18 protein-coding genes are annotated in these 19648 nt (G+C 72.4%); 10 read left to right on the top strand and 8 right to left on the bottom strand.

From position 1 onward, the window contains the following. Positions 1–275: 275 nt before the first annotated feature. Complete coding sequence (gene dacB, locus B079_RS0121935; RefSeq protein WP_018547988.1) at positions 276–1871, bottom strand: D-alanyl-D-alanine carboxypeptidase/D-alanyl-D-alanine-endopeptidase; 1596 nt, start codon at positions 1869–1871, stop codon at positions 276–278. A 124-nt stretch (positions 1872–1995) separates the two neighbouring features. On the opposite strand from dacB, the gene B079_RS0121930 reads away from it, so the two are divergent. Together B079_RS0121930 and B079_RS0121925 are read left to right on the top strand one after the other, a co-directional pair. Continuing rightward, complete coding sequence (locus B079_RS0121930; protein ID WP_018547987.1) at positions 1996–2487, top strand: inorganic diphosphatase; 492 nt, start codon at positions 1996–1998, stop codon at positions 2485–2487. Positions 2488–2608: 121 nt separating this feature from the next. After that, the gene (locus B079_RS0121925; RefSeq protein WP_018547986.1) at positions 2609–4261 is read left to right on the top strand and encodes a threonine/serine ThrE exporter family protein; all 1653 of its coding nucleotides are present in this window, start codon (positions 2609–2611) and stop codon (positions 4259–4261) included. A gap of 26 nt (positions 4262–4287) precedes the next feature. Here B079_RS0121925 and B079_RS0121920 read toward each other — a convergent pair whose 3' ends face one another. Next, positions 4288–5304: a DedA family protein gene (locus B079_RS0121920; protein WP_018547985.1), complete on the bottom strand. Its 1017-nt coding sequence runs from the start codon at positions 5302–5304 to the stop codon at positions 4288–4290. Positions 5305–5445: 141 nt separating this feature from the next. On the opposite strand from B079_RS0121920, the gene B079_RS0121915 reads away from it, so the two are divergent. Beyond that, positions 5446–5811: a YbjQ family protein gene (locus B079_RS0121915; RefSeq protein ID WP_018547984.1), complete on the top strand. Its 366-nt coding sequence runs from the start codon at positions 5446–5448 to the stop codon at positions 5809–5811. A gap of 35 nt (positions 5812–5846) precedes the next feature. On the opposite strand, the gene B079_RS32570 is transcribed toward B079_RS0121915, so the two are convergent. Next, a complete protein-coding gene (locus tag B079_RS32570) occupies positions 5847–6659 on the bottom strand; it encodes a MerR family transcriptional regulator (protein WP_018547983.1) in 813 nt (270 codons plus the stop codon). A gap of 121 nt (positions 6660–6780) precedes the next feature. On the opposite strand from B079_RS32570, the gene B079_RS0121905 reads away from it, so the two are divergent. Next, the gene (locus B079_RS0121905; RefSeq protein ID WP_018547982.1) at positions 6781–8064 is read left to right on the top strand and encodes an ion channel protein; all 1284 of its coding nucleotides are present in this window, start codon (positions 6781–6783) and stop codon (positions 8062–8064) included. Positions 8065–8087: 23 nt separating this feature from the next. Then, positions 8088–9497 (top strand): glutamate decarboxylase, encoded by a 1410-nt coding sequence (locus B079_RS0121900; RefSeq protein ID WP_018547981.1) that lies wholly within the window; start codon positions 8088–8090, stop codon positions 9495–9497. A 50-nt stretch (positions 9498–9547) separates the two neighbouring features. Here B079_RS0121900 and B079_RS0121895 read toward each other — a convergent pair whose 3' ends face one another. The 3 genes from B079_RS0121895 to B079_RS0121885 all read right to left on the bottom strand — a co-directional run bounded on the left by B079_RS0121895 (position 9548) and on the right by B079_RS0121885 (position 12664). Further along, entirely contained in the window at positions 9548–10099 is a 552-nt protein-coding gene (locus tag B079_RS0121895; protein WP_018547980.1) for a DinB family protein, read from the bottom strand. Positions 10100–10254: 155 nt separating this feature from the next. After that, positions 10255–11715, bottom strand: coding sequence for an aldehyde dehydrogenase family protein (locus tag B079_RS0121890; RefSeq protein WP_018547979.1), 1461 nt, complete (start codon positions 11713–11715; stop codon positions 10255–10257). 115 nt (positions 11716–11830) lie between these two features. Next, positions 11831–12664 carry a helix-turn-helix domain-containing protein gene (locus B079_RS0121885; protein WP_018547978.1) on the bottom strand — a complete coding sequence of 278 codons (834 nt, stop codon included), beginning with the start codon at positions 12662–12664 and terminating at the stop codon, positions 11831–11833. A gap of 333 nt (positions 12665–12997) precedes the next feature. On the opposite strand from B079_RS0121885, the gene B079_RS0121880 reads away from it, so the two are divergent. Next, positions 12998–13543 carry an ATP-binding protein gene (locus B079_RS0121880; RefSeq protein WP_199779947.1) on the top strand — a complete coding sequence of 182 codons (546 nt, stop codon included), beginning with the start codon at positions 12998–13000 and terminating at the stop codon, positions 13541–13543. Between the two features lie 65 nt (positions 13544–13608). Here the strand turns inward: B079_RS0121880 and B079_RS0121875 are convergent, their stop codons facing one another. Continuing rightward, complete coding sequence (locus B079_RS0121875) at positions 13609–13827, bottom strand: DUF397 domain-containing protein (RefSeq protein ID WP_420705785.1); 219 nt, start codon at positions 13825–13827, stop codon at positions 13609–13611. Positions 13828–14300: 473 nt separating this feature from the next. On the opposite strand from B079_RS0121875, the gene B079_RS32565 reads away from it, so the two are divergent. Both B079_RS32565 and B079_RS0121865 read left to right on the top strand, forming a co-directional pair. Next, positions 14301–14870 carry a hypothetical protein gene (locus tag B079_RS32565; protein ID WP_234016841.1) on the top strand — a complete coding sequence of 190 codons (570 nt, stop codon included), beginning with the start codon at positions 14301–14303 and terminating at the stop codon, positions 14868–14870. Between the two features lie 218 nt (positions 14871–15088). Then, positions 15089–15616: a DUF4232 domain-containing protein gene (locus tag B079_RS0121865; protein WP_018547975.1), complete on the top strand. Its 528-nt coding sequence runs from the start codon at positions 15089–15091 to the stop codon at positions 15614–15616. A gap of 115 nt (positions 15617–15731) precedes the next feature. Here B079_RS0121865 and B079_RS0121860 read toward each other — a convergent pair whose 3' ends face one another. Then, positions 15732–16847, bottom strand: a complete 1116-nt coding sequence (locus B079_RS0121860; protein WP_018547974.1) for a DUF2786 domain-containing protein — start codon at positions 16845–16847, stop codon at positions 15732–15734. A gap of 160 nt (positions 16848–17007) precedes the next feature. Between B079_RS0121860 and B079_RS0121855 the strand changes: the two genes are divergently transcribed. Then, positions 17008–17796, top strand: a complete 789-nt coding sequence (locus B079_RS0121855) for a Clp protease N-terminal domain-containing protein (protein WP_018547973.1) — start codon at positions 17008–17010, stop codon at positions 17794–17796. 123 nt (positions 17797–17919) lie between these two features. Then, positions 17920–19578 carry a bifunctional 3'-5' exonuclease/DNA polymerase gene (locus tag B079_RS0121850; RefSeq protein ID WP_026248929.1) on the top strand — a complete coding sequence of 553 codons (1659 nt, stop codon included), beginning with the start codon at positions 17920–17922 and terminating at the stop codon, positions 19576–19578. Positions 19579–19648: the final 70 nt, after the last annotated feature.

Here is a 19648-nt window from a genome sequence, read left to right as displayed (position 1 = left end):
GGACAGGGTGCGGTGAGTGGGACGCGGCTGACGGGGCGCGCGATGGGCAGGGCCCGGTGAGCAGGGGGCGCTGGGCGGGACCGCGGCGGGCGGTACGGGCCCGCGCCCGGCGGGCCCGCGCAGGGGCGCGTGCGGTGGGGCACCCGAGGCCAGGACACCCCGCCCGCCCGGAGCCGCCGTCACGCACCCCGCCCTCCGGCAAGTCCGCCCGAGCCACCAACAGCGCCCTGCGGTCAGGCACTCTGGCCAGGTCACCCCACCGCCCGCGCGGAGCGCTAACCGCAGCCGCAGGCCGACAAGGCTGACGCCGTACGGTCCAGGGCCGACTGCGCCGCCTCGGGGTCGGTGGTGTCGGAGGCGAGGAAGGCGAAGGACAGCAGGCGGCCGTCGGCGTCTACGACGGTGCCCGCGAGGGTGTTGACGCCGGTGAGGGTGCCGGTCTTGGCGCGGACGACGCCTGCGGCGCCGTCGGTGTAGCGCTCGGCCAGGGTGCCGGTGAAGCCGCCGACGGGCAGGCCGGTGAGGACCGGGCGCAGGCCGGGGCGGGCCGGGTCGGCGGCCTTGGCGAGCAGCGAGGTCAGGAGGTCGGCCGTGAGGCGGTCGTCACGGTTGAGGCCGCTGCCGTCGTGGAAGGCGGCGCCCTTCATGGGCAGCCCGAGCTTGGTCAGCCGGGCGGCGATGGCCTGCGCGCCGCCCGCGAAGCTGCCCGGGCGCCCGGAGGCGAGGGCGGTCTGGCGGGCCAGGGCCTCGGCGATGTCGTTGTCGCTGTTGGTCAGCATCCGCTCGACCAGGTCGGACAGCGGCGGCGAGGAGACGCTGGCGAGGGTCTGTGCGCGCCCGGTGGCCTTGGAGGGGCCGGGCGGGGTCGCGGTGATCCCGGCGTCCTTCAGGAACCCGGCGAAGGCGCGGGCCGCCTCGGCCGACGGGTCGGCCACCCGGGTCACGGGACCGTGGTCGGAGCCGTCGGTGCGGCCCTCGTCGGCGGTGAGCGCGGTGACGGGGGCGAGGTTGTCGTTGACGCCGATGGGGTGCAGGGCGGGCCCGGAGAAGAGCGTCGTGTCGTAGGAGAGCGTGATCTTGCGGATGCCGCGCTTCTCCAGGGCGACGGCGGTGTCCCGGGCCAGGGTGCGCAGGCTGGCCCACTGGCCGGGCGACTTGTGCGCGGTGAGGGTGGGGTCGCCGCCGCCGACCAGGACCAGTTCCCGGGTGTCGGGTTCGAGCGCGGTGCGGGTGGTGAGGCGGTGGTCCGGGCCGAGGGCGGACAGCGCGGCCACGGCGGTGGCGATCTTCGTGGTGGAGGCGGGGGTGAGGGCCTTGTCGCCGTCGGCGCCGTAGAGCCGCTTGCCGGTGCTCATGTCGACGACGGCCGCCGCGTGCCCGGCGGAGAGCGCGGGGGCGTCCAGCAGGGGCTCCAGGACCTCCGCGAGCGGCTTGCCGCCCTTGGCGGGGTCCTTCCCGGCGCCGGTCCCGGGGGCCTTCCCGGGGTCCTTGCCGGTCTGCGCGGCCGGTACGGCGCCGCCCAGCCCCGTCAGCACGGGCGGGGCGCTCGGCGCGGGCTTCGCACCGCCCGCGGCGACGGCCGCGCCACCGTGATCTGCGCCACCCGGCAGCTCCAGGGCGACGGCCCGGTCCCGCTCGGCCGTACGCTGACCGGTGGCGTCCCAGGGACCGGCGAGGGCCACCGCTGCGGCGGCCAGCGCGAGTCCCGCGGTGGCGGCGCCCGCGGTGTACCGCAGGGTCCGGGCGTTGGGCGTCCGGGCCGGGCGGGGTGCCGCGGTCCGTACGGCGTCCGTCAACCGCGCGATCCGCGGCCGGACGGCCGCCGTCGCGCGCGCCAGAGGGGGCCGCAGGGTGTTCGCGAGCCGTGCCACCTGCGGTCCTACGGCTCGCCAAGGTCTCAGCTCCGGCACGACCACCAGCCCCTTTCGCGATCACACTCCTGCGTGAGGGACACTTAATCACCAGAACTATGTCCTGATCATGGAGGAGCCACCGGTGGAGTTCGACGTCACGATCGAGATTCCGAAGGGTTCGCGGAACAAGTACGAGGTGGACCACGAGACCGGTCGGATCCGCCTGGACCGTCGCCTCTTCACCTCGACCGCCTACCCGACCGACTACGGCTTCGTCGAGAACACCCTCGGCGAGGACGGCGACCCGCTGGACGCGCTGGTCATTCTTGACGAGCCGACCTTCCCGGGCTGCCTGATCAAGTGCCGCGCGATCGGCATGTTCCGGATGACGGACGAGGCGGGCGGCGACGACAAGCTGCTGTGCGTCCCGGCGACCGACCCGCGCGTGGAGCACCTGCGCGACATCCACCACGTGTCGGAGTTCGACCGCCTGGAGATCCAGCACTTCTTCGAGGTCTACAAGGACCTGGAGCCCGGCAAGTCGGTCGAGGGTGCCAACTGGGTGGGCCGCACGGACGCCGAGGCGGAGATCGAGCGGTCGTACAAGCGCTTCAAGGAGACCGGCGGCCACTGACCCCGGCCGACTTTTCCGCGAGCGGGCCGCGTCACCCCGGCAGGGGGTGACGCGGCCCGCTCGCGTGATCATGCGCATACTGGCCCTAACGGAATGCGTCGTTCAGGAAGCGGTGTGAGAGGTGTCGGAGGCGGAGGACCGCAAGCCCCGGTCGGACGAGGCGCGGTACGACCCGGAGATCACGTCCGAGTTCGCCATTCCGGAGGGGCTCGACCTGGACCGGGCCGCCGAGGCGGAGACGACCTCGGAGTTCTCCCTGCCGAAGGGTCTGGACACCCCGCAGACGCCCGTGCCGGAGCCGGAGGGCTCGGCCTTCAACACGCCGCACACCTACAGCGCGCGGCACGCCCCGCCCGCCTTCACCCCGGCGACCGGCGTCCCGATGCTCACCCTGATCACGGACGCCCCGTGGCAGGACCGGATGCGCACCATGCTCCGGATGCCGGTGGCGGACCGCCCCGCCCTGGAGCCGATGGCGCGTGCCGAGGAGGACGGCCCCGCCGTCCCGCGCGTGCTCGACCTGACCCTGCGTATCGGCGAGTTGCTGCTCGCGGGCGGCGAGGGCGCCGAGGACGTGGAGGCCGCGATGTTCGCGGTGTGCCGCTCCTACGGCCTGGACCGCTGCGAGCCGACCGTCACCTTCACGCTGCTGTCGATCTCCTACCAGCCGTCCCTGGTCGAGGACCCGATCACCGCCTCGCGCACGGTCCGCAGGCGCGGCACCGACTACACCCGCCTCGCGGCCGTGTTCCGCCTGGTGGACGACCTGACGGACGCCGAGGCCCATGTCTCCCTGGAGGAGGCGTACGGCCGCCTCGCGGAGATCCGGCGCAACCGGCACCCCTACCCGGGCTGGGCGCTGACCCTGGCGAGCGGTCTGCTCGCGGGCGCGGCCTCGGTGCTGGTCGGCGGTGACGTCATCGTGTTCATCGCGGCGGCGGTCGGCGCGATGCTCGGCGACCGCCTGGCGTGGCTGTGCGCGGGGCGCGGGCTGCCGGAGTTCTACCAGTTCACGGTGGCCGCGATGCCGCCCGCCGCGATCGGCGTGGCCTTCGCGCTGGCGAACGTGGATCTGAAGGCGTCGGCGGTGGTCACCGGTGGACTCTTCGCGCTGCTGCCCGGACGGGCGCTGGTGGCGGGCGTGCAGGACGGTCTGACGGGCTTCTACATCACCGCGTCCGCGCGCCTGCTCGAAGTCATGTACTTCTTCGTCGGCATCGTCATCGGCGTGCTGACCGTCCTGTACTTCGGCGTGCAGATCGGCGGCCGGCTGAACCCGGACACCGCGCTGCACATCTCGCAGCGGCCCCTGCTCCAGATCGCGGCCTCCATGGTGCTGTCGTTCACCTTCGCGATCCTGCTCCAGCAGGAGCGCGCGACGGTCCTGTGGGTGACGCTCAACGGCGGTGTGGCCTGGTCGGTGTACGGCGCGATGCATGTCGCCGGTGGTTTCTCACCGGTGGCCTCGACGGCTGTGGCGGCGGGCCTGGTGGGGCTGTTCGGACAGCTGATGTCGCGCTATCAGTTCGCGTCCGCGCTGCCGTTCACCACGGCGGCGATCGGTCCGCTGCTGCCCGGTTCGGCGACCTACTTCGGGCTGCTGTCCATCGCGCAGAACGAGATCGACAAGGGCCTGGTGTCGCTGGCCAAGGCGGTCTCGCTCGCCATGGCCATCGCGATCGGCGTCAACCTCGGTTCGGAACTCTTCCGGCTGTTCCTGCGGGTCGGCTCGGCGGGCAAGCGCCGGGCGGCGAAGCGGACCCGGGGCTTCTGAGGCCCCGGCCCGCCGCGCGTGGGCCGTCAGGGGGCGCGGTGGCCGCCCTGGTCGTAGCCGTAGGGGTACTGCTGCTGGGGGTCGCCGTAGCCCTGGCCGTCGTACGGGGGCCGCTGCTGGGGCTGCTGGCCGTAGTACGGCTCCTGGCCGCCCTGCTGTCCGTAGCCGCCCTGGTCGGCGTAACCGCCGTGGCCGTAGGGCTGGTTGGGCTGGTTGCCGTACGCGGGCTGCGGCTGCTGGGGCTGCGGCTGCCCGTAGTCCTGCGGCCAGTACTGCTGCTCGGGGTGGCGGGGCTGCTCGTGCGGCTCGGGCTCGATGCGGCGCAGGCGGGTGGTCGCGTCGTCCATGGCCGGGGGCTGCGGGTACGGCTGCTGGTGCGCGGCCTGGACCGGCTCGGACTGCTCGGGCTGCTCGGCGCGGGCCTTCTTCTCCTTGGAGCGGGCGCGCAGGAACTCGATGGCGATCGGCACGACCGAGATGAGGACGATGAGGATGAGCATCGCCTCGATGTTGTCCTTGACGAACGCGATGTTGCCGAGCCAGGAGCCCAGCAGGGTGACGCCCGCGCCCCACAGGATGCCGCCGATGACGTTGAAGACCAGGAAGGAGCGGTACTTCATCCCGCTGACGCCCGCGATGATCGGCGTGAACGTGCGCACCACGGGCACGAAGCGGGCCAGGACCAGGGACTTGGGGCCGTGCTTCTCGAAGAACTCGTGCGCCTTGAGGACGTTCTCCTGCTTGAACAGGCGTGAGTCCGGGCGGTTGAAGAGGGACGGGCCCACCTTCTTGCCGAACATGTAGCCCGCCTGGTCACCGAGGATCGCGGCGACGCAGATCAGGGCGATGGCCCCCCACAGCGGGAAGTCCAGGTCCCCGGAGGTGATCAGCAGACCGCAGGTGAACAGCAGCGAGTCGCCCGGCAGGAAGAAGCCGATGAGGAGACCCGACTCCGCGAAGACGATGAGCAGCAGGCCCCAGATGCCGTACGTGTTGAGCAGGTTTCCGGGATCGAGCCAGCTCGGGCCCAGTGCAAGAGTCATAACGGTCCGGGCTCCTGAGGGGTGAGGGCGGCTGTGACGTCATGTGCGGCCGCACAAAGCTATCAACGCGTCGTGACCGGCTCAGGTTCCACCGGTGGTTCCAGAATGCACTGTGCGGCGACTGGGGCAAAGCTGTGGGTCATGGGACTCGATGACTACGGCGGCGGCCAGGGGCCCGAGCCGGACGTACTGGTCGTGACGGCGAACGACGTGCCCGGGCACCGGGTGGAGCGCGTGCTCGGCGAGGTCTTCGGCCTCACCGTCAGGTCGCGGCATCTGGGCAGCCAGATCGGCGCCGGGCTGAAGTCGATGATCGGCGGCGAGCTGAAGGGGCTCACCAAGACGCTGGTGCAGACCCGCAACCAGGCCATGGAGCGGCTGGTCGAGCAGGCACGCGCGCGGGGTGCCAACGCGGTCGTGGCCTTCCGCTTCGACGTCACGGAGGCGGCCGACGTCGGCACCGAGGTGTGCGCGTACGGCACGGCGGTGGTCCTGGCCCGGGAGTGACACCCCGGGCCAGGACCGGCGGGACTCCGTGCGGCCTACTCCGCCGCGCTCTCCCCCGCGTTCTCCCCTGCGTCCTGCGCCGCGTCCTCCCGCTCCCGCCGCTCCGCGTTCGCGGTGATCGCCGTGTACAGGTGCTCGGCGAGGCCCGGGTGCATCGAGTCGTAGAACGCCTTGAAGCGCTCGTCGGCGACGTACATCTGGCCCAGGCAGCGGTGCATGGCGGGCGGGCAGGGGTAGAACCAGTGGTCGATGTGGAGGCGGTGCTCCTCGGCCAGGGCGAGCGCGGCGTCGCCGGTGGGCGGCTCGTCCGCGGCCATGAGGGCGGCGTAGCGGGCGGACCAGTCGTCCACCTCGGCCTTCATCCGCTTCCAGTCGTCCTTGGTGTAGCGGGCGGCGCGGCGCTGTGACTCGGCGTACGCCTCGGTGCCGCCCCAGCGCTGCTCCGCCTCCTCCGCGTACTGCTCGGGGTCCTTGTCCCCGAACACCTCGAACCGTTCCTCCGGGGTGAGGTCGATGCCCATCCTGCGTGCCTCCATGGCGTGTTCCACGGCCGCGGCCATCTGCCGCAGCTTCTCGATCCGGGCGGTGAGCAGCTCGTGCTGGCGACGCAGATGCGTGCGCGGGTCCGCGTCCGGGTCGTCGAGCAGGACGGCGACCTCGTCCAGGGGCAAGCCGAGTTCCCGGTAGAAGAGGATGCGCTGGAGCCGGTCGAGATCGGCGTCGGTGTAGCGCCGGTGCCCGGCGTGGGTGCGCTCGCCGGGGACCAGCAGTCCGATCTCGTCCCAGTGGTGCAGGGCCCGCACCGTGACCCCGGCGAACCCCGAGACCTGTCCCACCGAGTACCCCACGTCCCGCTCCCGTCCTCGCCTGTCACCGCCCGGGGAACACGCTCGTGCCTCACGTCGCGTGAGGTGCAAGCCCGATCCACTTCGGGATGTTGTGTCCGCTTGATCCGCTTATCGTGTGCCCGTGGCCCAGGACACCGCGCGGCAGCCGCGCCCGACCTCCCCGGCTCCGGCGCGTGCCCTGCTCCCGCTGATCCTGCCCGCCGTGCTGGTGGGGGTGGTCACGAGTCTGGTCTTCGTCGGGGTGAGCGCGGCGGCGGAACGGCTCCAGCACGTGCTGTGGGGGCCGCTGCCGGACGCCCTGGGGATCGGCCGGTACTCGGTGGCGTGGATGTTCGTCATGCTGGTCGCCACGGGCCTCGCGGTGGGGCTGGTGGTCTGGCTCGTGCCGGGCCACGCCGGTCCCGATCCGGCCACGCTCGGTCTCGACGCCCCCGTGCTGCCCCCGGTGGTGCTGCCGGGGCTGGTGCTGGCGACCGCGCTGATGCTGGCCGGTGGTCCGAGCCTCGGCCCGGAGAACCCGATCATCGCCGTGAACGTCGGCCTCACCATGTGGCTGGGCAGCCGCTTCCTGCCGAGGGCGCCGGGCACGCTGTGGCCGGTGCTGGCGGAGGCGGGCACGATCGGGGCGCTGTTCGGCACGCCGGTGGCGGCGGCGCTGGTCATCTCCGAGGCGCTGGCCGGGCGCCCGCTGCCCGGGCGGCTCTGGGACAAGCTCTTCGCGCCGCTGACCGCCGCCGCGTTCGGCGCCATGACGACGACTCTGGTGGCCGAGCCGACCTTCGACCTGGGCCTGCCGCCCTTCGGCCGCCCCGGCTGGGCCGACGTCCCGGCCGCCATGGTGGTGGCCTCGGCGGCGGCGCTGCTCGGCCTGTGCGCGGTGCACGTCTTCCCGTACGTCCACCGGGCTTTCAAGCGGCTGCGGCACCCGATGCTGATGCTTCCGGCGGGCGGCGTGGTGCTCGGGGCGCTCGCGGCGGCGGGCGGTCATCTGACGCTGTTCAAGGGGCTGTCCGAGGTCGCGGAGCTGGCCCGTGACCCGGACGGCCGCACGGCCGGGCAGTACGCCGTGCTGGCGGTGGTGAAGGCGGCGGCGCTGGTCGTCGCCGCGTCCTGCGGGTTCCGGGGCGGGCGCATCTTCCCGGCCGTGTTCGTGGGGGCCGCGGTGGGCCTGTGCGCACACGCGCTGGTCCCGGCGGTGCAGCCCTCGCTGGGCGTGGCCACGGGCGTGCTGGGCATGCTCCTGGCGATCACCCGGCAGGGCTGGGTGAGCCTGTTCACGGCCGCCGTCCTGGTGGCCTCCCCGGCGATCCTCGCCCTGCTGTGCGTCGCCTCGCTGCCCGCCTGGCTGCTGGTGACCGGGCGGCCGCAGATGCAGCTCCGCGCGGACGGCACCCCGGTCCGCTGAATCCCCCGTATGGAGGCATGACGATGGCTCTGCACAAAGGTTCCGGCAAGCGTGACGAGCGGAAGATGTCGGTCAACCCGTTCTTCGGCGAGGCCAACCCCGTCAGCGGGATGACCGAGGCGCCGCCCACGCACCGTCTGGCGGACTCCCCGCTGCCGCCCACCACCGCCTATCAGCTGGTGCACGACGAGCTGATGCTCGACGGCAACGCACGCCTGAACCTGGCCACCTTCGTCACCACCTGGATGGAGCCGCAGGCCGGGGTGCTGATGGCCGAGTGCGCCGACAAGAACATGATCGACAAGGACGAGTACCCGCGCACCGCCGAGCTGGAGCGGCGCTGTGTGGCCATGCTGGCCGAGCTGTGGAACGCGCCCGACCCCTCGGCGGTCGTGGGCTGTTCCACCACCGGCTCCAGCGAGGCCGGGATGCTCGCCGGACTCGCGCTCAAGCGCCGCTGGTCCAAGAAGAACGCCGACCGCTACCCGGGGGCGCGGCCCAATCTCGTGATGGGCGTCAACGTCCAGGTGTGCTGGGAGAAGTTCTGCGACTACTGGGAGGTCGAGGCGCGCACGGTGCCCATGAAGGGCGACCGCTTCCACCTGGACCCGCGCGAGGCGGCCGGGCTGTGCGACGAGAACACCATCGGGGTCGTGGGCGTCCTCGGCTCCACCTTCGACGGGTCGTACGAGCCGATAGCCGAGCTGTGCGCCGAACTGGACGCCCTCCAGGAACGCACGGGGCTCGACATCCCGGTCCACGTCGACGGCGCCTCCGGCGGCATGATCGCCCCGTTCCTCGACCCCGATCTGGTCTGGGACTTCCGCCTGCCGCGCGTGGCCTCCATCAACACCTCGGGCCACAAGTACGGTCTGGTCTACCCCGGCGTCGGCTGGGCCCTGTGGCGCGACACCGAGGCGCTGCCGGAGGAGCTGGTCTTCCGGGTGAACTACCTGGGCGGCGAGATGCCCACCTTCGCCCTCAACTTCTCCCGGCCCGGCGCCCAGGTGGTCGCGCAGTACTACATGTTCCTGCGCCTGGGCCGCGAGGGTTACCGCGCCGTCCAGCAGTCCACCCGTGACGTGGCCCGTCATCTGGCCGACCGCATCGAGGCGCTGGGCGACTTCCGCCTCCTCACCCGGGGCGACCAGCTTCCCGCGTTCGCGTTCACCACCGCCGACCACATCACGGCGTACGACGTGTTCGACGTCTCCCGGCGGATGCGCGAGCACGGCTGGCTGGTCCCGGCGTACACCTTCCCGCCCGACCGGGAGGACCTGTCGGTGCTGCGGGTGGTCTGCCGCAACGGCTTCTCCCACGACCTCGCGGACCTGTTCCTGGCGGACCTGGCCCGCGAACTGCCCGCGCTGCGGCGGCAGGAGAGGCCGTCGACGGTGGACAGGCAGCTGGCGACGGGGTTCCACCACCGCTGAGCGGGCGTTCCGTCAGTGCGGGCGGACCCGGGCCGGGTGCCGTGCGGCGGTCACCCAGCCTGGCCCCGCTGCTGCTCCAGGGCCACCAGCTCGAAGGCGGTCTTGCCGTCCAGCGACTCGCGGACGATGTCGGCGTGGCCCGCGTGCCGGGCCGTCTCGCGGATCAGGTGCAGACACACCCAGCGCAGCGAGACCCGCTCGCCCGGCGGGAACCAGGGGGCCTCGGGCAGCGGGAAGGTCTCGTCCAGGCTCGGCGCGGAGCGGATCAGCTTCTCCGTGTCGGCCGCCGCCTCCTCCCACAGGGCGAGCTGGGAGGCGACCGTCTCGTCCCCCACCAGCTGGAAGCACTCGTGCCAGTTGGACTGGTCCCGGTGGATCGCGGGCGGCTCCTGGCGGGCGCGGGCGATCCAGGTCCGCTCCATCTCCACGACGTGCTTGAGCAGCCCGCCGAGCGACAGCTCGCTCGCGCTCGGCCGGGACCGCGCCTGCTCCTCGGTCAGCCCCAGCACCGACCGGCGGATGCCGCCGCGCTGCTCCTCCAGGAACGCGAGCAGTGCCCCGCGCTCGTCGTCCGCCGCCTCGGCTCGTACGTGCGTGACCATGGTCGTCCGCCCTTCTCCGGGTCCGTTGCCCTGACACGACAGACGCTACGGACCATCGAGGTCGGATCCTGTCCTCGATGGTCCGTGGCGTCGTGTCGGATCGGCTGCGGATCGGCCTCTCAGCGGCCGGAAGGGGCTTGAAGGAGCCCGTGGGCTCAGAACGGGAAGCCGCTGCGCCCGTGCTGGACCGAGATCCACTTGGTGGTGGTGAACGCCTCCAGGGTCGTCTCGCCGTTCAGCCGGCCGACGCCCGAGTGCTTCTCGCCGCCGAACGGCACCAGCGGCTCGTCGTGCACGGTGCCGTCGTTCACATGGAACATCCCGGTGTCGATCCGCTGCGCGAAGGCCACACCGCGCTCGACGTCCCCGGTGTGGACGGCGCCGCTGAGCCCGTACGGCGTGTCGTTGACGATCCGTACCGCCTCCTCCTCGCCGTCGAACGGCACCAGGAAGACGACCGGGCCGAAGACCTCCTGCCGCAGCAGGGGCGAGCCCTCGGGCAGCCCGGTGAGCACGCTGGGCGCGACCAGGTTGCCCTCGACGGTGCCGCGCACCAGGGCGGTGCCGCCCTCGGCCACGGCCTGCTCGACCACCTGCGCGAGGGAGTTCGCCTGGGTGGAGTTGATGACCGGGCCGATGACGGTGCCGGGGTCGCGCGGGTCGCCCACCGGCAGCGAGCGGACCTTGGCGACGAACTTCTCGGTGAACTCCTCGGCCACCGAGCGGTCCACGAGCACCCGGTTGGCCGCCATGCACACCTGGCCCTGGTGCACGAACCGGCTGAAGACCGCCGCGTCCACCGCGTAGTCCAGATCGGCGTCGTCGAGCACCACCAGGGCGCTGTTGCCGCCGAGTTCGAGCACCGCGCGCTTGAAGTGGGCCGCGCAGACGGTTGCCACATGGCGGCCGGTCTTGTCGGAGCCGGTGAACGAGATGACCCGGGGCACCGGGTGCTCGATGAAGGCGTCCCCGATCTCCGCGATGTCGGTCACGACGACGTTGAGCAGTCCGCCGGGCAGCCCCGCGTTCTCGAAGAGCTTCGCGATCAGCGTGCCGCCCGCGATCGGGGTGTTCTGGTGCGGCTTGAGGACGACGCCGTTGCCGAGCGCGAGCGCCGGGGCGACCGACTTGATCGACAGCAGGAAGGGGAAGTTGAACGGGCTGATCACGCCCACGACGCCCACCGGCACCCGGTAGACGCGGTTCTCCTTGCCGTCGGCCGGGGAGGGCAGGATCCTGCCCTCGGGGCGCAGCGCCAGGTGGATCGACTCGCGCAGGAACTCCTTGGCGAGGTGCAGTTCGAAGCCCGCCTTCACACGGGTGCCGCCGAGTTCGGCGACGATCAGCTCGGCGATCTCCTCCTCGCGCTCCTCGATCAGCGCGAGCGCCCGCTCGAACACCGTGCGGCGGGCATAGGCGTTGGTCGCGGCCCACTTCTTCTGGGCGCGCTCGGCGGCCCGGTAGGCGTCGTCGACCTCCTCGACGGTGGCGACCGTGATCGAGGCCAGCTTCTCGTCGTCGTAGGGGTTGAAGTCGATGACGTCCCAGGAACCGCTCCCCGTACGCCATTCACCGTCGATGTACTGCTGGGCCAGTTCCTCGAAATAGGACGCCATGTGATCCCTCACTCGCTAGCGGACGACACTGCCACGCCGGGTTCTGATCACAGGCAATCGTACTGACGCACACGGGCGACCGAGGCCGCGCGGGCCCGTCAACAGTCCATTTTTCTCAGGTGAGTTGAAGGATGCCCCGGAGGATGTCCCGGCTCTCGGCCGGTCCGGGGCTGTCCTGCTGGAGTTCCTTGAGCGCCTGCTCGTACTGGATGACGTCCTCGCGCTTGTCCAGATAGAGCGCGCTGGTCAGCTGCTCGACGTAGACCACGTCGGACAGGTCGGACTCGGGGAAGCTGAGCAGCGTGAAGGCGCCGCTCTCCCCGGAGTGCCCGCCGAGGCCGAACGGCATGACCTGGAGCCGTACGTTGGGCCGCTCGGAGACCTCGATCAGATGCTTCACCTGGCCGCGCATGACCTCGCGGTCGCCGTACGGGCGGCGCAGGGCGGCCTCGTCCAGGACGATGTGGAACTCGGGGGCGCCGTCCGGGTCTTCGGCCAGCAGATGCTTCTGCCGCTCCAGGCGCAGCGCGACCCGGCGCTCCACGTCGGCGGTGCTCGCGCCCTTCATGCCGCGCCGGACCACCGCGCGCGCGTACTCCTCGGTCTGGAGCAGGCCGTGCACGAACTGGACCTCGTAGACCCGGATGAGGTGGGCGGCGCCCTCCAGGCCGACGTAGGTGGGGAACCAGCTGGGCAGCACGTCGGTGTAACTGTGCCACCAGCCCGCCACGTTGGCCTCCCGGGCGAGGGAGAGCAGCGACTCGCGCTCCGCCTCTTCGTCGACGCCGTAGAGCGTCAACAGGTCTTCGACGTCCCTGGTCTTGAAGCTCACGCGGCCGAGTTCCATCCGGCTGATCTTGGACTCGGAGGCGCGGATCGAGTACCCCGCCGCCTCGCGCGTGATGCCGCGCGCCTCCCGCAGCCGCCTGAGTTGCGAGCCGAGCAGCATCCGCCGCACCACCGATCCGGGCTCTCCCGCGCTCACTTCGCCAGCCTCCCCAACCGTCTTCAGATGCCGCAGTCTGCCACTAAAACACTTCGAGCAGTACTCGTTCGGTTACAGAAACGGAAAGAGGTCAACCGTTTCTCCTATGCCAGGGTCACGGTCCTGGACCGAAGTGGGGGCCAAGATGGCGGAAAAAATGGCCAAGAAGCGGTACGCGCGGGCGCAATTCGGCCTCGTGCACGTGCATCTGCCCTTGCATCTGCTGTGCGCATCCGAAACCATGGGGCCGCGCCACCGCTGCATCGCAACGACCGCGAATTCCCGGGAGTGCCTCGCATGGGAACGAATGGATCGACCATGCTCAAGCCGTTACGGCAGGGCCTTCCGCCACTGGACCCCGGCACCGTCTCCGAGGCCGCCTCCTGCGCCCTGCCCGCCCGCTACGAAGCGGTGCGCGAGGCCCGGCGCTTCACCCGGGCCACGCTGGAGCGCTGGGACGTGGGTGCGCGCGCCGAGGACATCGCGCTCGTCGTCTCCGAACTCGTCACCAACGCGCTGCGGCACGCGCTGCCCGGTGCGGGGCGGCCGGACGGGGGCGTCGGGGGCGCGGCGTCCGCCGCTGAGCGTGCGGTGGAGCACAGCGCTCCGGTGCGGCTGCATCTGATGCGCTGGCCGGGGCGGCTGGTGTGCGCGGTGCGCGACCCCAGCCACGAGACCCCGGTGCCCCGCGAGTCCGACGACTTCTCCGCCGAGTCGGGCCGGGGGCTGTTCCTCGTGGACTCCTTCGCGGACGGCTGGGGCTGGCATCCGCTGGCGGGCGCGCTGGACGGCAAGATGGTGTGGGCGCTGTTCCTGCTGCCCGCGGGGGAACCGGCGGGCTGAACCGGGCGCGGCTCGCTCGTCGTTCCCGACATCGTTGCCAACGCCCGTGCCGTACGGGCGGGTTGTCAGCTCGCCGTCAGGTGGTCGAACTCGCCGTCCTTGATGCCGAGGAGCATGGCCTCGATCTCCGCACGCGTGTAGACCAGGGCGGGGCCGTCGGGGAAGCGGGAGTTGCGGACGGCCACCTCGCCGCCGGGCAGGCGCGCGAACTCGACGCAGGAGCCCTGGGAGTTGCTGTGCCTGCTCTTCTGCCAGGCCACGCCGACCAGCTGCGTGGCAGCCATGCCGTTGTACACGTCGTACCCGTACACGCTGTCAACGGAGTGGTCCACAGGTTCGCTCCCCGGTGGTGCACTGTCTGATGTGGCCGCAAAGGCCGTGGTCATTGGTGCTGTGGTCAGTAGATGCTGCGGTCAACCGACCCGGATCATAACCCTGTTCACATGCAGGTGAATGAGCAGATGCACGTGCGCGCGGGGTGTTCCCGCGATTACAGCTTTGACGACCGCTTTACCGAAGCCCTTCCCGCCTGCCCGGGATACGACGGCGCATGCCGCCCTGTTCACGCCCCAGGTAGAGACGCGCGCCGGGCTGTTCCTGTTCCCCCGGCCGGGCGGTCAATTCCGGCCGCCTGCGCGGGGGTAACGGCTGGTAACTTGCTGCGCGGTCCGCGGGCTCCCGCCCCGGGCGACCCGCTACGGCTTGGGAGCGTGACGTGACTGGGGCTACGGCTACGGCGAGGGGCAGGGGGACGGGTATGGGTGCGGTGCGGGGGTGCGTCGGGGCGGCGCGTGCGGGTGCGGAGCGCTCGCGGACCGGTGCGGCGCGCCTGCGGGTCGGGGCGGTGGCGGCCGGGGTGGTCGGCGCGCTGGTGCTGACCGGGTGCGGCGGGGGTGGCGGGGACGACTCCACGGACAGCTCTCCCACGGCGAGCGCTGCGCCCACGGCCGGTGGTTCGGCGACCGGGGACGGTTCGGAGGACGGCGGCGGGGGCGCGGGCGCGGTCGCGGAGATCCAGGGCAGCTGGATCACCACCAGCGGCGGCAAGATCGTGGCCCTGGTGATCACCGGCAAGCAGGCGGGGCTCTTCGCGACCGGCGGCGCGGTGTGCAGCGGCACGGCGGGCGAGGAGGCGGACATGCGGATGGTCCGCCTCACCTGCAAGGGCGACTCCGGCCACCGGAGCACGGGGATGGTCGACGCGGTGACCAAGAACTCCCTGAAGATCACCTGGTCCGGGCGGCCCGAGAAGGAGACGTACACGAGGGCGGAGGGCGGGACACTGCCCTCGGGGTTCCCGTCGGAGCTGCCTTCGGGGCTGGGGTAGCCGGGGGCGGTCCACGGGGATGACCGCCGGAGTCGGTCGGGCCGGCCGACGGAGTCGCGGGGCCGTCCGGGGACGTCCATACGTGGTCCGGGCGTCCCGCGCCCGGCGCCGCCCGGAATCCTGCCTGAAGCGGTGAATCCGCCGGGGGCGCGTGCTCGGGTGGTGCGCGCAGGGGCGATGATGCGGGGAGACCGTCACGACCTCGATGGGACCAGTTCATGCGCGTCATTCCGCTCACCCTCACCGCCCTCGCCGCCGCTCTCGCCCTGACCGCCTGCGACAACGGCGGCGGCAGCAAGGCGGGCGGCTCCGAGAGCAAGGCCGGTACGGCCTGCGCGGCCGGTGCGGTCTCCCTCCAGGTCGGCTCCGCGAGCGTCGCCCCCGCCGCCGGGGACAGCGGCCAGGTGCCGGTGAGCATCACCAACCAGAGCGCGCCCTGCACCCTGGACCACTTCCCCGGCGTCACCCTCCACCAGGACGGCAGGACGGCGAAGCTGCCCGTCCAAGAGGGCGCCACGGCGCAGAAGCTGAAGCTCGCCAAGGGCGACTCGGCCACCTTCACCATCAGCTACGTGCGCGGCGCGGACGCCGGGGCGAAGGGCGCGAAGGCGGCCACCATGGAGATCACCCTGCCGGGCGGCGGCGAGCCGCAGAGCTTCCCGTGGAAGTACGGCACGGTCGCGGCCAAGACCGGCGAGACCACCCCGGACGCGTCGGTCAGCGCCTTCCAGCAGGTCGGGGACTGAGGGACGCCGTACGGGTCGGCCGGGGCCGGTCGGGTCGGTCGGAGTCGGTCAGGGTTGGTCGGAGTCGGTCAGGTCGGCCGGAGTCGGTCAGGGGCGGTCGCTTCGGCCGGGGCCGTCAGTCCAGTCGGCGCCGGGCCCGTACCTGCGCCTCGTCCGCCGCGCGGGCGCCCTCCGTCCACCCGGCCGCGTCGCTGACCCCGCGCAGCCGGGTCGTGGTGGTCTCGGGGAACAGGCGCTCCATCCGGTCGGTCACGGCTATGTCCCGGGTGGCCAGCACCGGGAGCAGGTCCTGGGTGACCTGGGTCTCGGCGACCGCCGCGAGCCGGTCGCCGACGCGGTGGGCGTAGGCCGCGAGGAACGACTGCCGGAAGGTCTTGGTGCGCTTGCGTCCGCCCGCCCGCTGCGCCGCCTCGGCCTTGGCCATCGCGTGCGTGGCCTGCACCAGCAGCGAGGTGTGGAGCAGTTCGACGGCCTCCAGGTCCGCCTCGAAACCGACGACCGTGGAGAAGGCGAGCGGTTCGTTCCACACCGCGCGGCAGTGGTTGGCGCGGGCGACCGCGTCCAGCAGGACGGCCTTGGCCTGCTCGTACGGCGGCTCGACGCCTATCCGGCAGGCGCCGGGCGCGTCCGGCGCGGGCGCGGCGGCGGCGAGCAGCGCCTCGTCCACGCTGTAGCGCGCCGTCAGCTCCTGCGCCTTGGCGGTCAGGGCCTCCGCCTCCTCCGGGTAGGGGGTGGCCTCGGCCTTGGCGAGCAGGGCGCGGATCCGGCCGAGGGTGCGGGACGCCTCCGGGCTCGCGGCCCGGCGGGGCTCCTCCAGCGGCTCCAGGGCGGGCAGCCGCAGCAGCAGCCGGTACAGCTCCAGGACGGCGGTGGCGTGCGAGAACCGGTCGCTTCCGCGCGCGGGCGCGGCCGTGTGCTCGCGGAGGGCGTCGAGCTGCGCGGCCCAGCGGTGGCCGCGCGCCCGGTCGTCACCCGCCTGAGCCTGGATCAGGGCGGCGACGAGCCGTAGGTGGAGGTCGTCCAGCTCGCGTCGTACGAGTCGTACGACATCGGCGGGCTGCCAGCCGCGCCGCCAGGCCGTGGCGACGAACTCCCGGCCGCGCCGGTCGAGTTCCGCGTCGGCGGCGGGGTCGGCGGCGAGCAGGGAGGCGCCGGTGTCGAGGCCGGAGTCGGTGTCGTCGTAGAGGGCGGCCCGGAAAGCGCGCTCGACGGTGCTGGCAGTGCTGGTCACGCCGTCGATCGTGCCACGCCGGACCGACAGCCCGCCAAAAGTTGTCCACAGGCTGTGGACAGGCGATTCCAGGAGACTCCTTGTCCGAAAATCCGCCGCACCCCCGAACACGTGTCAACCTTCGGTTGACTGTGAGGAGGTGTCAACTTACGGTTGACACATGGCGACCAACCCCAACATCACGTCATCCGTGCGCCTCGACGACCTCATCGCGGCCATCAAGAAGGTGCACCCCGAACCCCTCGACCAGCTCCAGGACGCGGTGATCGCCGCCGATCACCTCGGTGACGTGGCCGACCATCTGATCGGCCACTTCGTGGACCAGGCCCGCCGCTCGGGCGCGTCCTGGACCGACATCGGCAAGAGCATGGGCGTGACCCGGCAGGCGGCCCAGAAGCGGTTCGTCGCGAAGGAGTCGGCGGATCTCGACCCGAGCCAGGGCTTCAGCCGCTACACCGACCGCGCGCGAGCCGTCGTCATGGCCGCGCACAACGAGTCCGTGGCCGCCCGCAACCCGGAGGGCCGCCCCGAGCACCTGGTCCTCGGGCTGCTGGCCGAGCCGGACGGTCTGGCCGCGAAGGCGATCATCGACCAGGGCGTGCTCCTGGACGCCGTACGACAGGCCGCGACCGCCGCGCTCCCGCCGGAGGCGGAGGACGTCCCCGACCTCATCCCCTACGGCCCCGACGCCAAGAAGGTCCTGGAGCTGACCTTCCGCGAGGCGCTGCGGCTCGGCCACAACTACATCGGCACCGAGCACATCCTCCTAGCCCTGCTGGAGCACGAGAACGGCGAGGGCGTCCTCAGCGGGCTCGGCATCACCAAGGACGCGAGCGAGCAGTACGTCACCCGGGTGCTGGCGGCGATCCTGGCGCAGAAGAAGGAGGTGTCGGCGGCTGCGGAGGCGGCGGTGCATCCGGACGACGCGGAGGGGGACGCGAAGGGCTGACCGCGCCGGGCGGGGGCGCGGCGCGGGGCCGACCGCGTGAGGCGGACGCCTCCGCAGGGGCCGCTCCCCCAGCTGCCCCGCAGGTCAGAGCCATTGTCAGACCCCCCTGGCACACTCCCGTACATGGCCGACCGGTGGGCACTCGCTCCGGCCGAGGACGGTGGCGTGGACGTCGCCCCCCTCGGTCCGGACGGGCTGCCCGCCGGTCCGGTGCGTCGCGAGAGCGATCTCGCCGAGGCGGTACGGAGCCGCCCGGAGGTGACGCGCTGGGTGTGGCGGTCGACCGCCGAGGTCTACCCGCGACTGCTCGCCACGGGGGTGCGAGTCGAGCGGTGCTACGACATCGAGGACGCCGAGACACTTCTGCTGGGCCACGAGGGCCGACACGGCGAGCCGCGCTCGGCCGCCGCGGCCCTGGCCCGCCTCCGGGGCGGCCCCGTGCCGCCCGACCCGCCGCAGCGCCCGGCGGACCGGGGCGCGCAGTCGTCCCTGTTCGAACCGGCGACCACGCGCATGCCGCTCCAGGACCTCCTGGAGGTCTACGCCGACCAGCACCGAAGACACGACCGCACCGCGCACCCGGACCGGATGCATCTGCTGACCACGGCCGAGTCGGCCGGGATGCTGGTGGCCGCCGAGATGAACCGCACGGGCATGCCCTGGAGCGCCGAGACACACCGCGAGGTGCTGCGCGACCTGCTCGGCGAGCGGTACACGGGCGGGGGCGAGCCGCGCCGGCTCGCGGAGCTGGCGGACGAGGTGTCGGCGGCCTTCGGCCACCGGGTGCGGCCGGACCTGCCCGCCGAGGTGATCAGGGCGTTCGCGAAGGCGGGCATCAAGGTGACCTCCACCCGCCGCTGGGAGCTGCGCTCCGTGGACCACCCGGCGGTGGCACCCCTCCTGGAGTACAAGCGGCTGTACCGCATCTGGGTGGCGCACGGCTGGTCCTGGCTGCGCGACTGGGTGCGCGACGGCCGGTTCCGCCCCGAGTTCCAGGCCGGGGGCACGGTCACCGGCCGCTGGGTGACGAACGGCGGGGGCGCGCTGCAGATCCCCAAGGTGATCCGGCGCGCGGTGGTGGCCGACCCGGGCTGGCGGCTGGTGGTGGCCGACGCGGACCAGATGGAACCCCGCGTCCTGGCGGCGATCTCCCGCGACCCGGCGCTCATGGAGGTGGCCTCGCGGGAGAGCGACCTCTACCAGTCCGTCTCCGACCACGCCTTCTCCGGCGACCGCGAACAGGCCAAGCTCGCGGTGCTCGGCGCGATGTACGGCCAGACCTCGGGCGACGGCCTCAAGAACCTCGCCGCCCTGCGCCGCCGCTTCCCCGCGGCCGTCGCCTACGTGGACGAGGCCGCCCGCGCGGGCGAGGAGGGCCGCCTGGTCCGCACCTGGCTCGGCCGCACCTGCCCACCCGCCACCGCGACCCCGGACGCGGCGGAGGAGGCGGGCATCCCCCTGGACGACTCCCCCGCCCCCGACGGCGGCGGTGCCCGCGCCCGGGGCCGCTTCACCCGCAACTTCGTCGTCCAGGGCAGCGCCGCCGACTGGACCCTCCTCCTCCTGGCCGCCCTCCGCCGCACCTGCGCCCCCCTCGCCGCCGAACTGGTCTTCTTCCAGCACGACGAGGTGATCGTCCACTGCCCCGCGAAGGAAACGGACCAGATCATCGAGGCCATCCAGAACGCCTCGGCCCTGGCCGCCCGCCTGACCTTCGGCGACACCCCGGTCCGCCTCCCGTTCACGACGGCGGTGGTGGAGTGCTACGCGGACGCGAAGTAGGCGCCGCGCCGGAAAGGGCGGGAACCCCGGGCCGATTGCCATGTGACCTGGGGTTCTGTGCCGCGCCCCG

Source organism: Streptomyces sp. LaPpAH-108 (genome assembly GCF_000373625.1).
Lineage (GTDB): Bacteria > Actinomycetota > Actinomycetes > Streptomycetales > Streptomycetaceae > Streptomyces.
Note: the sequence above shows the minus strand (reverse complement) of the source record. Positions and strands in the feature narration are given on the sequence as shown.

Bases quoted from the DNA above. Each gene is read 5' to 3' on its own strand.
- B079_RS0121920 (WP_018547985.1), bottom strand. From the start codon at position 5,304: ATGACTCTTGCACTGGGCCCGAGCTGGCTCGATCCCGGAAACCTGCTC.
- B079_RS0121915 (WP_018547984.1), top strand. From the start codon at position 5,446: ATGGGACTCGATGACTACGGCGGCGGCCAGGGGCCCGAGCCGGACGTA.
- B079_RS0121900 (WP_018547981.1), top strand. From the start codon at position 8,088: ATGGCTCTGCACAAAGGTTCCGGCAAGCGTGACGAGCGGAAGATGTCG.
- B079_RS0121895 (WP_018547980.1), bottom strand. From the start codon at position 10,099: ATGGTCACGCACGTACGAGCCGAGGCGGCGGACGACGAGCGCGGGGCA.
- B079_RS0121890 (WP_018547979.1), bottom strand. From the start codon at position 11,715: ATGGCGTCCTATTTCGAGGAACTGGCCCAGCAGTACATCGACGGTGAA.
- B079_RS0121885 (WP_018547978.1), bottom strand. From the start codon at position 12,664: ATGCTGCTCGGCTCGCAACTCAGGCGGCTGCGGGAGGCGCGCGGCATC.
- B079_RS0121880 (WP_199779947.1), top strand. From the start codon at position 12,998: ATGGGAACGAATGGATCGACCATGCTCAAGCCGTTACGGCAGGGCCTT.
- B079_RS0121875 (WP_420705785.1), bottom strand. From the start codon at position 13,827: ATGGCTGCCACGCAGCTGGTCGGCGTGGCCTGGCAGAAGAGCAGGCAC.
- B079_RS32565 (WP_234016841.1), top strand. From the start codon at position 14,301: ATGGGTGCGGTGCGGGGGTGCGTCGGGGCGGCGCGTGCGGGTGCGGAG.
- B079_RS0121865 (WP_018547975.1), top strand. From the start codon at position 15,089: ATGCGCGTCATTCCGCTCACCCTCACCGCCCTCGCCGCCGCTCTCGCC.
- B079_RS0121855 (WP_018547973.1), top strand. From the start codon at position 17,008: ATGGCGACCAACCCCAACATCACGTCATCCGTGCGCCTCGACGACCTC.
- B079_RS0121850 (WP_026248929.1), top strand. From the start codon at position 17,920: ATGGCCGACCGGTGGGCACTCGCTCCGGCCGAGGACGGTGGCGTGGAC.